Annotated in this window: 17 protein-coding genes, 1 pseudogene and 1 riboswitch; of the genes and pseudogenes, 6 read left to right on the forward strand and 12 right to left on the reverse strand. The window is 70.2% G+C overall.

Annotated elements, in window-relative coordinates; translation table 11 throughout:
- The 4 genes and pseudogenes from ACLZN2_RS17585 to ACLZN2_RS17600 form a co-directional block, all read left to right on the forward strand.
- A pseudogene (locus ACLZN2_RS17585) lies at positions 1-325 on the forward strand (hypothetical protein); the annotation flags it as partial.
- Entirely contained in the window at positions 307-1,629 is a 1,323-nt protein-coding gene (locus tag ACLZN2_RS17590) for a hypothetical protein (RefSeq protein ID WP_416979425.1), read from the forward strand. The pseudogene ACLZN2_RS17585 and the gene ACLZN2_RS17590, both read left to right, overlap by 19 nt.
- Before the next feature lie 108 nt (positions 1,630-1,737).
- The gene (locus ACLZN2_RS17595; protein ID WP_416979426.1) at positions 1,738-2,157 is read left to right on the forward strand and encodes a VOC family protein; all 420 of its coding nucleotides are present in this window, start codon (positions 1,738-1,740) and stop codon (positions 2,155-2,157) included.
- Between the two features lie 322 nt (positions 2,158-2,479).
- Positions 2,480-3,190 (forward strand): LAETG motif-containing sortase-dependent surface protein, encoded by a 711-nt coding sequence (locus ACLZN2_RS17600; RefSeq protein ID WP_416979427.1) that lies wholly within the window; start codon positions 2,480-2,482, stop codon positions 3,188-3,190.
- A 75-nt stretch (positions 3,191-3,265) separates the two neighbouring features.
- Here the strand turns inward: ACLZN2_RS17600 and ACLZN2_RS17605 are convergent, their stop codons facing one another.
- From ACLZN2_RS17605 to rlmN, 4 genes are all read right to left on the reverse strand, one after another.
- Positions 3,266-4,285, reverse strand: a complete 1,020-nt coding sequence (locus ACLZN2_RS17605) for an ABC transporter ATP-binding protein (RefSeq protein ID WP_416979428.1) — start codon at positions 4,283-4,285, stop codon at positions 3,266-3,268.
- Entirely contained in the window at positions 4,285-5,958 is a 1,674-nt protein-coding gene (locus ACLZN2_RS17610; RefSeq protein ID WP_416979429.1) for an ABC transporter permease, read from the reverse strand. Before ACLZN2_RS17610 ends, ACLZN2_RS17605 begins: the two co-directional genes overlap by 1 nt.
- On the reverse strand, positions 5,934-7,016 hold the full coding sequence (locus ACLZN2_RS17615; protein ID WP_416979430.1) for a thiamine ABC transporter substrate-binding protein: 1,083 nt from the start codon (positions 7,014-7,016) through the stop codon (positions 5,934-5,936). Before ACLZN2_RS17615 ends, ACLZN2_RS17610 begins: the two co-directional genes overlap by 25 nt.
- 70 nt (positions 7,017-7,086) lie before the next feature.
- Positions 7,087-7,194, reverse strand: a riboswitch (TPP riboswitch).
- Between the two features lie 22 nt (positions 7,195-7,216).
- Entirely contained in the window at positions 7,217-8,323 is a 1,107-nt protein-coding gene (rlmN, locus tag ACLZN2_RS17620) for a 23S rRNA (adenine(2503)-C(2))-methyltransferase RlmN (protein WP_416979431.1), read from the reverse strand.
- A gap of 142 nt (positions 8,324-8,465) precedes the next feature.
- On the opposite strand from rlmN, the gene ACLZN2_RS17625 reads away from it, so the two are divergent.
- Positions 8,466-9,524, forward strand: coding sequence for a hypothetical protein (locus ACLZN2_RS17625; RefSeq protein ID WP_416979432.1), 1,059 nt, complete (start codon positions 8,466-8,468; stop codon positions 9,522-9,524).
- A gap of 15 nt (positions 9,525-9,539) precedes the next feature.
- Here the strand turns inward: ACLZN2_RS17625 and ACLZN2_RS17630 are convergent, their stop codons facing one another.
- The 6 genes from ACLZN2_RS17630 to rpsB all read right to left on the reverse strand — a co-directional run bounded on the left by ACLZN2_RS17630 (position 9,540) and on the right by rpsB (position 14,931).
- Positions 9,540-9,989, reverse strand: a complete 450-nt coding sequence (locus tag ACLZN2_RS17630) for an SRPBCC family protein (protein ID WP_416979433.1) — start codon at positions 9,987-9,989, stop codon at positions 9,540-9,542.
- Positions 9,990-10,147: 158 nt separating this feature from the next.
- Positions 10,148-11,356: a phosphatidate cytidylyltransferase gene (locus tag ACLZN2_RS17635; protein ID WP_416979434.1), complete on the reverse strand. Its 1,209-nt coding sequence runs from the start codon at positions 11,354-11,356 to the stop codon at positions 10,148-10,150.
- The gene (gene frr, locus ACLZN2_RS17640; protein ID WP_416979435.1) at positions 11,356-11,913 is read right to left on the reverse strand and encodes a ribosome recycling factor; all 558 of its coding nucleotides are present in this window, start codon (positions 11,911-11,913) and stop codon (positions 11,356-11,358) included. The genes ACLZN2_RS17635 and frr overlap by 1 nt, the downstream gene beginning before the upstream one ends.
- Positions 11,914-12,089: 176 nt before the next feature.
- Positions 12,090-12,848 (reverse strand): UMP kinase, encoded by a 759-nt coding sequence (gene pyrH / locus ACLZN2_RS17645; RefSeq protein ID WP_416979436.1) that lies wholly within the window; start codon positions 12,846-12,848, stop codon positions 12,090-12,092.
- 188 nt (positions 12,849-13,036) lie between these two features.
- Positions 13,037-13,873, reverse strand: a complete 837-nt coding sequence (gene tsf / locus ACLZN2_RS17650) for a translation elongation factor Ts (RefSeq protein ID WP_416979437.1) — start codon at positions 13,871-13,873, stop codon at positions 13,037-13,039.
- A gap of 158 nt (positions 13,874-14,031) precedes the next feature.
- A complete protein-coding gene (gene rpsB, locus ACLZN2_RS17655) occupies positions 14,032-14,931 on the reverse strand; it encodes a 30S ribosomal protein S2 (RefSeq protein ID WP_416979438.1) in 900 nt (299 codons plus the stop codon).
- Between the two features lie 271 nt (positions 14,932-15,202).
- Here rpsB and ACLZN2_RS17660 point away from each other — a divergent pair, with 271 nt between their 5' ends.
- Positions 15,203-15,742: a M23 family metallopeptidase gene (locus tag ACLZN2_RS17660; protein ID WP_416979439.1), complete on the forward strand. Its 540-nt coding sequence runs from the start codon at positions 15,203-15,205 to the stop codon at positions 15,740-15,742.
- Positions 15,743-15,870: 128 nt separating this feature from the next.
- Here ACLZN2_RS17660 and ACLZN2_RS17665 read toward each other — a convergent pair whose 3' ends face one another.
- Together ACLZN2_RS17665 and whiG are read right to left on the reverse strand one after the other, a co-directional pair.
- A complete protein-coding gene (locus ACLZN2_RS17665) occupies positions 15,871-16,428 on the reverse strand; it encodes a TetR/AcrR family transcriptional regulator (RefSeq protein ID WP_416979562.1) in 558 nt (185 codons plus the stop codon).
- Between the two features lie 102 nt (positions 16,429-16,530).
- Positions 16,531-17,373, reverse strand: coding sequence for an RNA polymerase sigma factor WhiG (gene whiG / locus ACLZN2_RS17670; RefSeq protein ID WP_416979440.1), 843 nt, complete (start codon positions 17,371-17,373; stop codon positions 16,531-16,533).
- Between the last annotated feature and the right edge of the window lie 245 nt (positions 17,374-17,618).

Here is a 17,618-nt window from a genome sequence, read left to right on the forward strand (position 1 = left end):
CCACAGCACGCCGAACGGCCAGCGCAAGCCGAACGGCCACAGCACCCCGGACAGCCAGCCCACGCCGAACGCCCACAACACCCCGGACCGCCAGCCCACGCCGAACGCCCACAACACCCCGGACTGCCACGGCGAGCCCGTGGCGCGAGGCGAAGCGGGCGCCCCGCGTGAACCAGGGCTCCGGAAGGAGTCGGACGGCCGAGGGGTGACCGCGCAGGACGACCCGGGTGCGTCGGAAAGCCCGGTGAAAGCGGGCGGGCGGACGGCGTCGGGTGGTCGGGGTGAGGCGGAAGGGCGGGGGGCCGCGTGCTCGCTCTCCGTCTGACGCGCAGCGCGCATCCCGCCGTACAGCTGCGCCGCCTGCTGGTGGCGGCGGCCTCGGCGGCGACCGGCTTCCTGCTCCTCTCCACCCTCGGCCACGCCCTGGCCCACCCCGAGGCCTCTTCGGGCTCCCTGCTCCGCCTGGCCTGGTGCACGGTTCCCCTCGCCGCGACGGTCCACCTCGCCCTCGCGGTCGCCCGCACCGACCCCGGCACCCGCCCCCGCCCCGGCCTCGCCGCCATCGGCCTCGGCCCGGCCCGTCTGATGGCCGTGTCGGCCACGACCACGGCCCTGTCGACCCTGCTCGGCTCGATGCTGGCCCTCCTCCTCTTCCTCCACCTCCGCGGCGACCTCACCGGCATGCCCTTCGACGGAGCGGCGGCCGGCTTCCTGGCGGCGGACCACCCCCTCCCCCTCCCGGCAGCCCTCACCCTCCTCTCCCTGGCCCCCGTCACAGCCTCCGCCGCGGTAGCCCTGACGCTCTGCCCAAGAGACACCCTCCTGGCATCCCGGCCACACCGTCAGCCTGCGGGCAATCGTGCCGCTGGGGCGATGGGGGTCCCCCCGCTCGAGCGAAGCCGAGAGCGGGGGAGGGTGGGCGCTGGGGGTCCCCCCTCTGGGGGAGGCACCCCGCCGGTGCCGGGCAGCGCACCCCACCCCCCAGCCGAAACCGACGGCCCCGAACACACCCCGGACCACCTGCCCAACCCCACCGCCCTCCCCTGGGGCGCCGCCCTCCTCGCCACCGGCCTCGCCGTCGAGGGCTACGCCAGCCGCACCTCCACCGCCACCGACCTCCCCCTCCCCACCGGCCTCCCCACCGCCCCCACCGCGGTCCTCCTCGGCTGGACCCTCACCGCGATCGGCCTCGCCCTGGCCGGCCCCGGCCTCACCCACCTCTGCGGACGCCTCCTGCAGACCGCCCGCCCCGGCGCCCTCCGCCTCCTCGCGGGCCGCGGCCTCATGCAGGAGGCGTCCCGCATCGGCCGCCCCCTGGGCGTGGTCTGCGCGGTGGCCTCGGGCGCGTACACGGTCGCCGCCCTGTACGACCCCGCCGACCCCTCCTCCGGCCCCCTCACCACCCTCGGCGCCGCGGTCGTGGCCTGCTCCACGCTCGCCACGCTCCTCACGGCCGCCGTCGAGGCGAGGCAGGCCCGCGCCGACACCACCGCCGCCCTGCTCCGCCTCGGCGCCCCCACGAAGACGCTGCGCACCGCCGCCGCGATGCGCACCGGCGCGCTCCTGACCCTCTTCGTCCCGCTGACCCTCCTGGTGGCGGAGCTCGCCTCCCTCCCCCTGGCCCGCTGAAAAACTCGTACGAAAAAGATCGCGCCCGCCGATGAGTTCCGCGCGGCCCCCCGGTCTACCCCACCGAACAGCACGAGACGCACACACCGCACCCGATGGGAGAGACCGATGACCGCCCCCGCCTACCAGCAGATGATCTTCGTCAACCTGCCCGTGAACGACCTCGACGCCTCCAAGAAGTTCTTCACCGAGCTGGGCTACTCGATCAACCCCCAGTTCAGCGACGACAACGCGGCCTCCGTGGTCATCAGCGACACGATCGTCGCGATGCTGCTCACCAAGCCGTTCTACGCGACCTTCACCAAGAAGGAGATCGCGGACGCCACGAAGACCAGCGAGGTCCTGGTCGCGCTGAGCGCCGAGAGCCGCGAGAAGGTGGACGAGCTGGTCGACCGCGCGCTCGCCCTCGGCGGCACGCCCAGCGGCCAGACACAGGACATGGGCTTCATGTACGGCCGTGCGTTCGACGACCTCGACGGCCACACCTGGGAGGTCGTGTGGATGGACCCGTCGGCCATCGAAAGCTGAACCCCCGTCATCACGGCAGTGCCTGGCACGGGCGGGTGCATCCGCAGATACCCGCCCACCCGCCACCCGTTCGACGGTTTGCGGTCGATGGGGCCCCGTATCGCCCTCGTTGACCGGATCGAGCACGCTTCGGACGCGCTGAAACGTCCCGCTACTTAATAAGCGGGCAAAGCCAACCGCTGGGAGCGGTCCCCGCATTGACACTTCTTATGGGACGCTTATAGACCTGTGAGTCTGCTGGGGATGGTGACGCACTCGGCATCACCGGGGGCGCCATCTCCCCCTCCACCCCCCGCAGTTGCGCTACCCCTTAAGGACAAACGTGTCCCTTTCCCGCCGTACCGCCGCCCGTTCGGTGCGTTTCCTCGGTGTCACCGCCGCCTCCGCCGCCCTCGCGCTCAGCGCCGCCGGCAGCGCACTGGCGTGCGAGATAGGTGACTTCTCCGCCGCTGCCGGATGTGACGGCGCGAAGGGCGTCATCACGGTCACCGACAAGGACGCCACGGGTGTGCCCGCCGTCGTCACCGTCTTCCTCGAGAACAACGGCGCCGACCTGCGCCAGGTCGGCGAACAGACGGTGGAGGGCTCCAAGAAGGGCACCACCATCACCTTCGCCGAGACCTGGGAGCCGGGCGCGGAGTACCGGATCCACATCAAGGCCGTCAAGAACAAGAAGGTGCTCGTCGACGCGGACATCGCGGGCAACCTGACCACCCCGGCCGAGGCCTGCACGTCCGGTGACGACACCACGTCCCCGTCCCCCAGCGCCTCCGAGTCGGAGTCCGGGACGCCGTCGGGCACCCCCTCCACGACGCCGCCCGACACGATCTCCCCGAGCCCCTCGGACTCGTCGGACGACAGCACGGTGCCCTCCGCGAGCAACGCCCCCTCGCCCGCGGCCCAGGAGTCCAACCTCGCCGAGACCGGCGCCTCCAACACCGGCCTCATCGCCGGTATCGCCGCCGTACTCGTCGTCATCGGCGGCGGCGCGGTCTTCTTCGGCATGCGCCGTCGCGGCTCCGGCAACCGCTGACACCCGGTGCGGTCCCTCCACCCATGGGACCGCACTCCTCGCCGCGGGCGCGCGCCTCACCCCGGGCGCGGCCCCTCAGTCCAGCACCGCGGTTTCCGCCGCGTCGAAGGTCACCCCGACCGTGTCCCCGGCCTCCGGCGCGTCCCGCAGCGCGCACGCCGCCTCGAGCCGCGGTGCGCCCTCCGGCTGGAGGTGTACGGCGACATGGGTGCCCTTGAAGGTGCGGGCGGCGACCGTGCAGCGCAGGCCCTCGTCGACGGGGACGAGACGGACACCGGCGGGGCGGACGAGCAGCGTGCGCGGCCCCTGCGGGGAGCCGGCGGGCACCGGCACCTTGCCCCAGGGCGTGACCGCGACCTCCCCGGTGACGTTCGCCTCCACCACGTTCTCGAAGCCGAGGAACCGCGCGACGAACGCGTCCCCCGGTCGCTGCCACACCTCAAGAGGCGTACCGGACTGGGCGATCCGCCCGTCCCGCATCACCACGACCCGGTCGGCGAGCGCGAACGCCTCGCCCTGGTCGTGGGTGACCGCGAGGACAGTCGTCCCCAACCGCCCGAACAGCTCCCGCAGTTCGACCACCAGCCGCTCTCGCAGCGAGCGGTCCAGCTGACCGAGCGGCTCGTCGAGCATCAGCAGTCGGGGGCGGGGAGCAAGGGCCCGGGCGAGCGCGACGCGCTGCTGCTCGCCACCGGAGAGCGCGGCGACGGCCCGGCGGGCGGCGCCCGGGAGACCGACGAGGTCGAGCAACTCCCGTACCCGCTCCGCCTGTTCCTTCCTGGACGCGCCGTGCATGCGCAGCCCGAAGGCCACGTTCCCGCCGACGTCCCGCTGCGGGAACAGCTGATGGTCCTGGAACATCAGCCCCAACTCCCGCCGGTGCGCGGGCACCCCAGCCTGGTCGCGCCCGTCGAGCAGCACCCGCCCGGAGTCGAGCGGCTGGAGCCCTGCGACCACCCGCAGCAGTGTCGACTTGCCGCTGCCGCTCGGCCCGAGCACACACACGATCTCCTGCTCGCGGACCTCCAGGTCCACGGCGTCGAGCACCGCCCGCCCGCCGAACCGCACGGTGGCGCCCTCAAGGCCCAGCAGCATCAGAACTCCCCCGTCCGGTCGGTGCGCAGCCGCTCCAGCACCAGCAGGGCCACCGCGCACACCAGCATCAGAATCGTCGACAGGGCCATCGCCTGCCCGTAGTTGAGCTCACCGGCCCGCCCCAGCAGCCGCGCCACCGCCACCGGCAGCGTCGGATTGTCGGGCCGCGCGATGAACACGGTCGCCCCGAACTCCCCCAGTGACACCGCGAAGGCGAACCCGGACGCGACCAGCAGCGCCCGCCGCACCATCGGCAGGTCCACCTCCCGCCACACCCGCCAGGGCGACGCCCCCAGCACCGCCGCCGCCTCCCGCAGCCGCTGGTCCACCGCCCGCAGCACGGGCAGCATGGTCCGTACGACGAAGGGCACCCCGACCAGCGCCTGGGCGAGCGGAACGAGGATCCAGCTGGCGCGCAGATCCAGCGGAGGCTCGTCCAGCGTGATCAGGAACCCGAAGCCGACCGTCACCGCCGACACGCCCAGCGGCAGCATCAGCAGCGCGTCGAAGCCCCGCACCAGCCGGCCGGCGTCGCGACGGGTGAGCGCCGCGGCGGCCAGCCCGCCGATCACCACCGCGATGGCGGTCGCGGCGACGGCGTACTCCAGCGAGTTGCCGATCGCCTCGATCGGCGGCACCAGGAAGACATTGCCGTCCTCACTGGTCAGCGCCCGGTAGTAGGCGAAGTCCGGGGCGTCGAAGGACCGCTGCACCAGTACGGCCAGCGGCAGCACCAGCAGCAGCGCGATGCTCGCGAGCACCCCGCCCAGCAGCGCCCACTGCCCGGCCCCGCGCGGCCGCCGGGCGGTGAGGTCCGCGTCCACCAGCCGCAGCGCGGTCTCCCGCCGCCGTACCGTCCAGGCGTGTACGGCGAGGATCGCGCCCACCGCCACGAACTGCACGATCGTCAGGACGGCGGCCGTGGACAGGTCGAAGATCTCCGAGGTCTGCCGGTAGATCTCCACCTCGAGGGTGGAGAAGGTGGGCCCGCCGAGGATCTGCACCACACCGAAGGAGGTGAAGGTGAAGAGGAAGACCATCAGCGCGGCGGCGGCCACGGACGGCCCGAGCGCGGGCAGGGTCACCGTGCGCCAGGCCCTCAGCCGGGACGCGCCCAGCATCCGCGCCGCCTCCTCCTGCCGGGGGTCGAGTTGCGCCCACAGCCCGCCGACGGTCCGTACGACGACGGCGTAGTTGAAGAAGACGTGCGCGAGCAGGATCGCCCACACGGTCGTGTCCAGCCGTACGCCCCACAGCTCGTCCAGCAGACCGCCGCGCCCGACGAGCGCGAGGAACGCGCTGCCGACGACCACCGTCGGCAGCACGAACGGCACCGTCACCACGGCCCGCAGCACCTGCCTGCCCGGGAAGTCCAGCCGCGCGAAGACGTACGCGCCCGGCAGCGCCACCAGCAGGGTGAGCGCGGTGGAGGCGAACGCCTGCCAGGTGGTGAACCACAGGACATGCCGGATGTCGGACTGGCCCAGTACGTCGGCCAGCCGCCCGAACCGCCACACCCCGTCGACCTTCAGCCCACGGGCGACGATCGCGGCGACGGGGTAGGCGAAGAAGAGGCCGAAGAACGCGACGGGCAGGGCCATCAGCCCGAGCCGCGCCGCGCTCCCGGAAGGCCTTCCGGCCGCCTTGGTCACTTCAGTACGAGCGAGGTCCACGACTTGACCCACTGGTCGCGGTTCTCGGCGATCTTCGCCGGGTCCATGGTGTGGGGGTCCTTGGCGGCGGGCCCGTACTCCGTGAACTCCGCGGGCACGCTCGCGCCCTCGACCACCGGGTAGACGAACATGTTGAGCGGCATGTCCTCCTGGAACTCCTTCGAGATCAGGAAGTCGATGAGCGCCTTGCCGCCCGCGCTGTTCCTGGCGTTGCTCAGCAGCCCGGCGAACTCGATCTGCCGGAAGCAGGTCCCGGTCGCGACCCCGGTCGGGGCGGTGCTGGGCTTGGGATCGCCGTAGATCACCTCGGCGGGCGGGGAGGAGGCGTACGACACGACCAGCGGCCGGTCCGCTCCGGCCTTCTTGCCGCCGGCGGAGCCGGAGAACTCCTCGTTGTAGGCCTGCTCCCAGCCGTCGACGACCTTCACGCCGTTGGCCTTGAGCTCCTTCCAGTAACCCTCCCAACCGTCATCGCCGTACTGGGCGGCAGTGCCGAGCAGGAAGCCCAGCCCGGGCGAGGAGGTGGAGGCGTTCTCGGTGACGAGGAGGTTCTTGTAGGCGGGCTTGACCAGATCGTCGTACGACGTCGGCGGGGCCAGCTTGTGGTCGGCGAAGTACTCCTTGTCGTAGTTGACGCAGATGTCGCCGTAGTCGATGGGCGTGACCCGGTGCTTGCCGGAGTCCAGTTGGTACGCGCTGCCGACCTGGTCGAGGCCCTTGGCCTCGTACGACTGGAACAGGCCGTTGTCGAGCGCACGCGACAGCAGGGTGTTGTCGACGCCGAAGAAGACGTCGCCCTGTGGGTTGTCCTTGGTCAGGACGGCCTTGTTGACGGCCTGGCCCGCGTCGCCGGTCGTGAGGACCTTGACCTTGTACCCGGACTGCTTCTCGAAGTCGGCGAGCACGCTCTTGGAGGCGGCCCACGAGTCGTGGCTGACGAGGGTGACGGTCTTGGAGCCGCCGTCGGACGCCGAGTCGCCGGACGACTCCGCACCGCATGCGGACAGCGTGACGAGGCCGAGGCCGACCGTCGCCGCCACGAGGGTCTTGATGTGCACTGGATGTCCTCCTGGGGTTGGCCAGGAAGAACGCGGCCCCGCCCGGGGACGCCCGGGCAGGGCACAACAGCTTGAGCGATGACCGAACTTCCTACCCAGAATGACCTGGGCGAGGTTCAGAGGGTCTGCGGCCCGATTGCCGCACTCTCAGCGCTGTGGCGCTCCCCTGTCGGAATATGAAGATGTGACGTGGCCAGATTTTACCGCTCGGTGGCCGCGAGCTGACCACACGCTCCGTCGATCTCCTGGCCACGGGTGTCCCGGATGGTGACGGGCACCCCGTGCGCCGCGATGGCCTCGACGAACGCCTTCTCGTCCTCGGGCCGGGAGGCGGTCCACTTCGAGCCGGGGGTCGGGTTCAGCGGGATGAGGTTGACGTGCACGGGCTTGCCCCGCAGCAGCCGCCCGAGCCGGTCCCCACGCCAGGCCTGGTCGTTGATGTCACGAATCAGCGCGTACTCGATCGACAGCCGCCGTCCGCTCTTCTCGACGTACTCGAACCCGGCGTCGAGCACCTCCCGCACCTTCCACCGCGTGTTCACGGGGACGAGTGTGTCGCGCAGTTCGTCGTCCGGCGCGTGCAGGGAGATCGCGAGCCGGCACTTGAAGCCCTCGTCGGCGAACCGGTGGATGGCGGGGACGAGCCCGACGGTCGAGACGGTGATCCCACGCTGCGAGAGCCCCAGCCCGTCCGGAGCGGGATCCGTGAGCGCCCGAACAGCGGTGACCACCCGCTTGTAGTTGGCGAGCGGCTCCCCCATCCCCATGAAGACGATGTTGGACAGCCGCGCCGGCCCTCCGGGAACCTCTCCGTCCCTGAGCGCCCGCATCCCGTCCACGATCTGGTGCACGATCTCGGCGGTGGACAGATTCCGGTCGAGCCCCGCCTGCCCCGTCGCGCAGAACGGGCAGTTCATCCCGCACCCCGCCTGCGAGCTGATGCACATCGTCACCCGGTCCGGGTACCGCATCAGCACCGACTCGACGAGCGTCCCGTCGAACAGCCGCCACAGCGTCTTGCGGGTGGTGCCCTCGTCGGTCGACAGATGCCGTACGACGGTCATCAGCTCGGGAAGCAGCGCCTCCCGCAGCTTCTCCCGCGCCCCGGCGGGGATGTCGGTCCACTCCGCCGGGTCGTGCGCGTACCGCGCGAAGTAGTGCTGCGAGAGCTGCTTGGCACGGAACGGCTTCTCACCGATCTCCGCGACCGCGTCCTTCCGCTCCGCAGGCGAAAGATCGGCAAGATGCCGCGGCGGCTTCTTGGCTCCGCGCGGCGCGACAAAAGTAAGTTCTCCGGGCTTAGGCATGGCCTCACCAGTGTCGCAGATCGAACCGGGTGCCCCCGGGCCGCGGGCCGGGCCGCTACCGCAGGGCCGCGGTGGTCTTTACGCGAGTGGACGGGATGCGCTGCAATCGCTGCGTGGCCCGCCCGCACGGAGGTTACCGATCATGTCGACCACGGCGACCCCACAGCTGCGCGAACGGCTTGCCACGGACATCTCCCGGATCATGGTTCTCCGGCTGTTCGGCATCCGCGCCGCCGGCTCACGCAGTGTCTGGAACCGAAAAGCGGGGGTCCTGTTCATCTCCGTCAGCTACGCACCGCCCGCCGTCGTCGCCGGGTCACAGCTACGGAATCCCGCTGTCCTTTTCCAGGGCGACTTCTTCCCCTGGCTCATCTACTACTCGACGGTGAATCTCGTCGTCGTCCTCTGCCAGTGGTCAGGCTGCCGCGTACTGCACTACAGCATTCACAGCGTGGACGAAATGCTGACGGCACGAGGGCGACGCCGGTTCCATGAATGGATTGACCGCGGAACAGCGTCCCCACGTCAATTACGGTACATGGCGGGGGGCGCGGCGGTGTCCGTGACGGCCGTGTACGCGCTGTCCAAGGTGCAACTGCTCACCGACCAGAAGCTCCTCATGGCCGCGGCCTTCGCAGCCGTGGCCATGACCGGAGCCGCGGGGGCGAACTGTCTCTACTGGATTCTGCGGGCGGCGAAACTCTCCCGGGTCATCACGGCCACCGGCTGTTTGTCACTGTGGTGGGTCGCCCCGGCCAGCACACCCGGAATGGAGAATCTGGCCCGCTGGTACCGGCTGGTGACCGCCTGGTCCGCAATCGGGCTGACCGTGTCGTTCGCACCGGTCATATACCTTTCCCACCACGCACCCGACAACGAATTGCTGTGGGTGGTCAAGTGGACCTTTGCGGTGACCCTGATGTCCGCGCTGGTCCTCCTCGTCCTGTATTCCCACTGGCGCCTTTCACTGGCGGTCACGGAGCGGCGCATGGCGACACTCCGCCGACTCAACCACGCCATGCCGCAGCGCCCTCCCGTTCGCGCACAAGAACTCGACGACGACGTTCAACGGGTGCACGCGCTCTTCAAGGACGTCAGCAGCGGCCCCGTCGGCATGGTGAACAGCCAGACGCTGGCCTCCATGTTGCTGGCCGTCCTGACCGGCACCGTGCCTGTCGTCGTCACTCTTCTCGTTCGTTAGCCGCCAGGGACGGCCCTACGCCGCCCCGTGCTCCAGTCGGTCCTTCAGCAGTCGTTCGTTGAGCGGCAGCTCCTTGCGGACCTGGGGGCGGACGATCAAGGGGAGGAGGACCTTGCCGATGCCCTTGCCCTCGAAGTCGAGTTCCATGGTGACGCGGGAGCGGCGGCCGTCGTCGAGAGGGTCGATCTCGCCGTGGACATGGCCGCGGACGGGGCCGTCGACGCCCTGCAGACCCCAGGCGTGCGGGGGGTCGTACTCGGTGTACTCCATGGTCATCGGGATCTCCCGACGGCCCACGTGCCGGGTGATGCGCAGCCGGGAGCCGACGTGCACAGGACCGGGGTCGAGCGGCTCGGCCGATACCGCGCTCGCCTGCCACTCGGGCAGGTGGGACGGGTCGATGAGGTACGCCCACACATCCTCGGGGGTACGGTCGACGTCGATCGATTCGCGGAAGCCGGACATGACACCCATCCCCTTTCGTGACAACTCCGGGCAGGAGGAATCTTTAGGGACTTCCAGGGGAAATCGTCCCACTCGGCCGGCCTTCGGGTAAAGGCGGCGGGCCCCCGTCCTGGTCGGTCAGGACGAGGGCCCGCGAGCAGCGCGGAAGTAACCGCTGATCAGCCGGAGCCCACGAACAGCACGAGCAGCAGCCAGACGACGGGAGCCGTCGGCAGCAGCGAGTCCAGACGGTCCATGATGCCGCCGTGGCCCGGCAGCAGCGTGCCCATGTCCTTGATGCCCAGGTCCCGCTTGATCATGGACTCGCCGAGGTCACCGAGCGTGGCGCTGGCAGCGACCGCGAGGCCCAGCAGCAGCCCCTGCCACCAGCTGCCGCCGTCGATCAGGAACTGCATGCACAGCGCGCCCACGACCATCGCGAACGACACCGCGCCCAGCAGCCCCTCCCGGGTCTTGCCGGGGCTGATGCGCGGGGCGAGCTTGTGCCTGCCGAAGCGCCAGCCGACGGCGTACGCACCGGTGTCGCTGACGACGGTGAGGAGAAAGAACATCAGGACGCGCTGCGCCCCGTCCTCCGCGGTGAGCATCAGGGCGACGAAGGTGGCCAGGAAGGGGACGTAGAAGGCCGCGAAGACGCCGGCCGTGACGTCCTTGAGGTAGCCCTCGGGCGGTTCCGTCATCCGCCAGACCAGAACCGCGAGTGCGGTCAGGGCCATGGCAACCCAGGCGCCCTCGGGACCCCGGACGTACCCGGCGACGACCATCGCGGCGCCGCCGAGCGCGAGCGGTACGAGCGGCGCCTTGATCTGCTTGCGCTCCTGCAGCCTGCTGGTCAGCTCCCACAGACCCACGACGACGGCGACGGCTATCACGCCGACGAACACGGCCTTGACGATGAACAGCGACGCGACGATCACCGTGCCGAGGCCGACGGCGACCCCTATGGCCGCGCCCAGGTCTCGGCCCGCGCTCTTCTTCTGCGGTGCGGGCGCGGGCGGCGGGGCGGCGGGCATGGGCTCCGGATTCTGCGGCACCGCCGCATGGGGCTGTGCCGACGGGGTCTCGTGGCGGAACGTCTCCGCACCGAAGGGCGCCTGGTCGGGCGCCATGGGACGGTACGCCTCGTCGCGGGACGAGGGGCCGCCCAGCCGAGCGGCCCCCGGGTCGTCATCCTGGTTTCCGCCGTGCGCGGGTACGTCGGGGACGATGGGCATGGGGCGAGTCTGCTGCGCCTGAGGCGCATCGTACGCGGGACCCGCCGGGGCTGCCCCCTGGACAGGCCCCGGGTAGGCCCCCTGGTCGGTGGGCCCCCAGTACCCGGCCTGTGTACCGGCTGGTGGCGGAGAGCCCCAGGAAGAGTCGTTCATCAGACCTCGAGCAGCTCCGCTTCCTTGTGCTTGAGGAGCTCGTCCACCTGGGCGACGTACTTCGCGGTGGTGTCGTCGAGCTCCTTCTCCGCACGGCGGCCCTCGTCCTCGCCGACCTCGCCGTCCTTGACGAGCTTGTCGATCGCGTCCTTGGCCTTGCGGCGCACGGAACGGATGGACACCTTGGAGTCCTCGGCCTTGCCCTTGGCGACCTTGATGTACTCCCGGCGGCGCTCCTCGGTGAGCTCGGGGAACACCACGCGGATGATGTTGCCGTCGTTGCTGGGGTTGACGCCGAGGTCGGAGTCACGGATGGCCTGCTCGATGTTGCGCAGCGCCGTCTTGTCGAACGGGGTCACGACCGCCATGCGCGGCTCCGGCACGGAGAACGAAGCCAGCTGGTTGATCGGCGTCGGCGCGCCGTAGTAGTCGGCCACGATCTTGTTGAACATCGCCGGGTGCGCACGGCCGGTGCGGATCGCGGCGAAGTCCTCCTTGGCGACCACGACGGCCTTCTCCATCTTCTCCTCGGCCTCGAGGAGGGTCTCTTCGATCACCACTTGCTCCTGCGTGTCTTGAGTAAGGCCCGGCTGCGGTTCACTGTCGGTGGCGGCGGCCGGCTGCGTCGCGTCTTCTTCCTGCACGGTTCCCGACCGGCAGGACATTGTCCATCCTCGGACCAGGGTCCGTCCCCCGGTCAGCTGTTGTCGTACGAACCGGAGGGATGTCCCGGTCAGCCCCGGCCGCTCTGCTCACCCACAAGTGTGCCGATCTTCTCACCCTTGACGGCGCGGGCGATATTGCCCTCCGCCAGAAGCTCGAAGACGAGGATCGGGAGCTTGTTGTCGCGGCACAGCGTGATGGCGGTGGCGTCGGCGACCTTGAGGTCGCGGGTGATGACCTCGCCGTAGCCGAGGGCGTCGAACTTGACGGCCTCGGGGTTGGTCTTGGGGTCGGAGTCGTAGACGCCGTCCACCCCGTTCTTGCCCATGAGCAGCGCCTCGGCGTCGATCTCCAGGGCGCGCTGGGCGGCGGTGGTGTCGGTGGAGAAGTACGGCATTCCCATACCGGCGCCGAAGATCACCACGCGGCCCTTCTCCAGGTGGCGCACGGCGCGCAGCGGGATGTACGGCTCGGCGACCTGCCCCATGGTGATGGCGGTCTGCACCCGGCTGTCGATGCCCTCCTTCTCCAGGAAGTCCTGGAGGGCGAGGCAGTTCATGACGGTGCCGAGCATGCCCATGTAGTCGGAGCGGGCCCGGTCCATGCCGCGCACCTGGAGTTCGGCGCCGCGGAAGAAGTTGCCGCCGCCGATGACGACCGCGATCTGCGCGCCGTCCCGTACGACGGCCGCGATCTCCCGGGCGATCTTGTGCACCACGTCGGGGTCCACGCCCAGGCCCCCGCCACCGGAGAATGCCTCGCCGGACAGCTTCAGCATGAACCGGCCGTGTACTTTGCCGTCGTCGCTCTTCTGGGGCTTGGTGGTCATCGGGGATCCCGCCTCTTTCACGTGGTGCACATACGAAGAAGGCCATTGCCGGTGGGGTGTCGTTCGCAACCCATGCTCGGCAATGGCCTCCTCGTCAGATCTGCTGTCGTCCGTCACGCACGCGTGACGGCGTATCGGGACGACTGCTTACGACCCTATAGGGGCCGGGCGTCCGTCGCGGTACGGACTCAGATGCCGACCTTGATGCGCGAGAAGCGCTTCAGGGTGACACCGGCCTCGTCCAGGACCTTCTGGACGGACTTCTTGTTGTCGAGCGCGTACGGCTGACCGAGCAGCGTCGCGTCCTTGAAGAAGCCGCCCAGGCGCCCCTCGACGATCTTGGCGATCGCGGCCTCGGGCTTGCCCTCGGCGCGGGTGGTCTCCTCGGCGATACGGCGCTCGGACTCGACGACGTCGGCCGGCACGTCCTCCTTGGCGAGGTACTTCGGCGCGAAGGCGGCGATGTGCTGGGCGACGCCCTTGGCAACCTCGGCGTTCGGCTTGTCCAGTTCGACGAGGACACCGATCTGCGGGGGCAGGTCGGGCATGGTGCGGTGCATGTACGCGAGCACGAAGCCGTCGGAGAACTGCGCGAAGCGGTCCAGGACGATCTTCTCGCCGAGGTTGGCGTTGGCCTCGTCCACGAACGCCTGGACGGTCTTGCCGGCCTCGATCTCGGAGGCGAGCAGGGCGTCGAGGTCGGCCGGGGAGGTCGCGGCGACGTGCGCGGCGATCTGGTTGGCGACGGCCTGGAACTTCTCGCCCTTGGCGACGAAGTCCGTCTCGCACTTCAGCTCGACGATGACGCCGGAGGAGTTGTCGTCGGCGATGAGGGAGACCACGGCGCCGTTCTCCGCGGAGCGGCCCTCGCGCTTGGCGACGCCCTTCTGGCCCTTGATACGGAGCGCCTCGACGGCCTTCTCGACGTTGCCCTCGGCCTCGTCCAGGGCCTTCTTGCAGTCCATCATGCCGGCGCCGGTGAGCTCGCGGAGCTTCTTGACGTCGGCGGCGGTGTAGTTCGCCATGAGTCTGTGAATCTTTCTCGAAGTCTGGAAGATCGAAGATCTGCACGGTCTGGGAGCTCCAGTTGGCGGTAGCTCTCCGACTCTGTGCCGACCTACGGGTGAACGGCGGGGGCGGACTTCATGTCGGCGCCCCCGCCGTCAACCGTGACGCTGGACGGTCAGGCCTGCTCGGCGTCCGCGGCCGGGGCCTCGGCGGCGGGGGCCTCCGCGGCCTCAGCGGCGGGGGCCTCAGCGGCGGGCGCCTCGGCAGCCGGGGCCTCAGCGGCCGGAGCCTCGTCGGCCTTCTTCTCGCCCTCGAGCAGGTCGCGCTCCCACTCGGCGAGCGGCTCGCCCGCGGCCTTCTCGCCCTTGTCGCCGGTGGCGACGCCGGAGCGGGCGATGAGGCCCTCGGCGACGGCGTCGGCGATCACGCGGGTGAGCAGGGTGACGGAGCGGATCGCGTCGTCGTTGCCCGGGATCTTGTAGTCGACCTCGTCGGGGTCGCAGTTCGTGTCGAGGATGGCGACGACCGGGATGTTCAGCTTCCGGGCCTCGCCGACCGCGATGTGCTCCTTCTTGGTGTCCACGATCCAGACGGCGCTGGGAACCTTGGACATCTCACGGATACCACCGAGGGTCTTCTCCAGCTTGGCCTTCTCGCGCGAGAGCACGAGAAGCTCCTTCTTGGTCAGACCGGACGCGGCGACGTCCTCGAAGTCGATCTGCTCGAGCTCCTTGAGGCGCTGCAGACGCTTGTAGACGGTCGAGAAGTTGGTGAGCATGCCGCCCAGCCAGCGCTGGTTGACGTAGGGCATGCCGACGCGGGTGGCCTGCTCGGCGATGGCCTCCTGCGCCTGCTTCTTCGTGCCGACGAACATGACCGTGCCGCCGTGGGCGACGGTCTCCTTGACGAACTCGTAGGCGCGGTCGATGTACGACAGCGACTGGAGCAGGTCGATGATGTAGATGCCGTTGCGCTCGGTGAAGATGAAGCGCTTCATCTTCGGGTTCCAGCGACGGGTCTGGTGACCGAAGTGGACGCCGCTCTCCAGCAGCTCCCGCATCGTGACGACGGCCATGGCCGTTCTCCTTGGGTTTCTCGGTTGTGCCGCAGGGGCCGGACGGCTCCCGCGCCTGACGCCCGCGATGCGCCGAGCCGCGAAGGACCGAGGGGCGCTGACTCCGACCCGCGAGGGTCTGGTGTCGGGGCGTGCGAAGTCGACCCGGTGACCCGGATCGCCAGAAGAAGTGTACGGGACCGACGAGGTCCCGGGTGACGCCGCTCTCCACAACCGGCGGGTTGTCCACAGGCGCGGGCCGTGATCGGCGCGCTCGCGGGACCGTTCTCGCATGAACGCGCTGCGCCGCACCTGCCTGCTGCTCCTGCCGCTGCTCACCCCGACGGCGACGGTGGCCTGGGCGGATCCCCCGCCCCCACCTCTTCCTCCACCGGTCCCGGCGATCGCCCGGACCTGGCCGGTGGGCACCCGCCCACCGGTGCTCCGCGGCTGGGAACCCCCGCCGACGGTGTACACCCGCGGCCATCGCGGAGTCGACCTGGCGGCCGCCCCCGGCACACCGGTACGAGCGGTGGCGGCGGGCCGGGTGTCGTACGCGGGGAGGGTGGCGGGGAGGGGTGTGCTGTCCGTGGAACTGACCGGCACGGACCTCAGAACGACCTACGAACCGGTACGCCCCCTGGTGAAGAAGGGCACCGAAGTAACCCCGGGCGAGGTGATCGCCGAACTGGAACCCACGACGTCCCACTGCCCGACAACGTGCCTGCACTGGGGCCTGAGGAGAGGCAGGACGTACCTGAACCCGTTGGACCTGCTGCCCACCTGGCTCCTACGGCGAGGCCCATCAAGACTGCTCCCCCTGACCCCCTAGCCTGCGGGCAATCGCGCAGCTCCCCAGCCTGCGGGCAATCGTGCCGCTGGGGCGGCACGGGTGGGCGCAGGCCGCACCCCGCAAGCGCGGGCAAGCGGAAACCCACCCCCGCCCAGCCCAGGCCGACCTCAGCCTTGAACCCCCCGCAGCACCATCCCAACGGCGGCATCCGTAATCACCGCAGGATCCTCCGCCGCCCCCAACTCGATCCTCCGCACAGCCGAGTCCACCACCCCCTGCACCAGCATCGCCGCCAGTCGAGGCTCCGCATGCCCCATCTCCCCCAGCGCCTCCACGATCATCGCGACCAGCCCCCCGTGCGCGGCCCGGATCTTCTCCCGGGCCCCCGCCTCCAGCTCGCTCGCCGAGATCGCCACCACGGCCCGATGCCGCCGGTCCCCCACCAGCGCCAGCTGCCGCCGCACATACGCCTCGACCTTGGCCCGGGGCCCCTCCACCGCGGCCATCGCCGCCTCGACCTCCGCCGCCCACACGGGGAAGTCGACCTCGCACAGCTCCTCGACCACGGCCGCCCTCGACCGGAAGTACTCGTAGACGGACGAGCGCGCGAGCCCCGTCCGCTCGGCGAGCGCGGGGAAGGTCAGCGCCTCCGTCCCGCCCTCGGACAGCAGGGAGCGTGCCGCGTCCAGCAGGGCGGCACGCTGCATCGACCGGTGCTCGGCCACGGAGGCCGCTCGAATCCTTGGCACGTCGACCACTTTACGGACGCGGCACCCCGGACGGGAGTGACTGCGCCCGCTCCACCCCGCAAAACCCGTCAGACCCGGTCAGCGACCGAAGCTCGCGAGCTTCGCGCGCAGCTGCAGCACCGACTTGGTGTGGATCTGGCTGACCCGGCTCTCGGTCACACCCAGGACGTTCCCGATCTCGGCGAGGGTCAGCCCCTCGTAGTAGTAGAGCGTGACGACGGTCTTCTCCCGGTCGGGCAGGGTGTTGATCGCCCTGGCCAGAAACCGCCGCAGTTCCCGGTCCTCGGCCACCTCCACGGGGTTGTCCGCGGCGGTGTCCTCCAGGGTGTCCATGAAGCTGAGCCCGTCGCCGCCCTCGTCGCCGACGTGCAGCAGTTCCTCCAGGGCGACCACGTTGGCCAGGGACAGCTGGCTGAACACCGCGTGGAGCTCTTCGACGCCGATGCCCATCTCGGCGGCCACCTCGCACTCCGAGGGGGTCCGCCGCAGCCGCGCCTCCAGCGTCGCGTACGCCCGCTCCACGTTGCGTGCCTTCTGCCGTACGGACCGCGGGATCCAGTCCAGTGCCCGCAGCTCGTCGATCATGGCGCCCCGGATACGGGTGATCGCGTACGTCTCGAACTTGATCTCCCGGTCGAGGTCGAACTTCTCGATCGCGTCGATCAGCCCGAAGATCCCCGAGGAGACGAAGTCGGCCTGTTCCACGTTGGGCGGCAGACCGACGCTCACCCGGCCGGCCACGTACTTGACCAGCGGCGAGTAGTGCAGGATCAGCTGCTCCCGCAGCCGCTCGTCCCCCGTCGCCTTGTACGACCGCCACAGCTCGTCGAGCGTCGAGGGAGCGGGCGGCCGCACGCTGCCACCGTCGCGAGCGGCTGGGGGGACCGCCGCCCGGTCGGACCCGGAGGTGTGCTGGGGCATTCGTCGCCTTGTGCCGTTCTGCCGTGAAGTACGTGGAGTCGGGAGTACCTGGGTGTCCTGCTGGTCTGAAGTCGCTCTGCTGCCGTTCTGTACCGGAATCCTCGTGAGCGTAGCGTGACTGAGGTGTCGCGGTGCGCGAAGGGCGTGTCCGTACTTGTACGCAGATACGTTCCGCTGACCGCCCCACCGGGTCGCGGTGGTCGCTCCGGGTGACCGCGGCGGGGCGTCAACTACGGGAAATCCCA

The sequence above is a fragment of the Streptomyces sp. T028 genome, from assembly GCF_048159505.1.
In the GTDB taxonomy this organism is placed as follows: domain Bacteria; phylum Actinomycetota; class Actinomycetes; order Streptomycetales; family Streptomycetaceae; genus Streptomyces.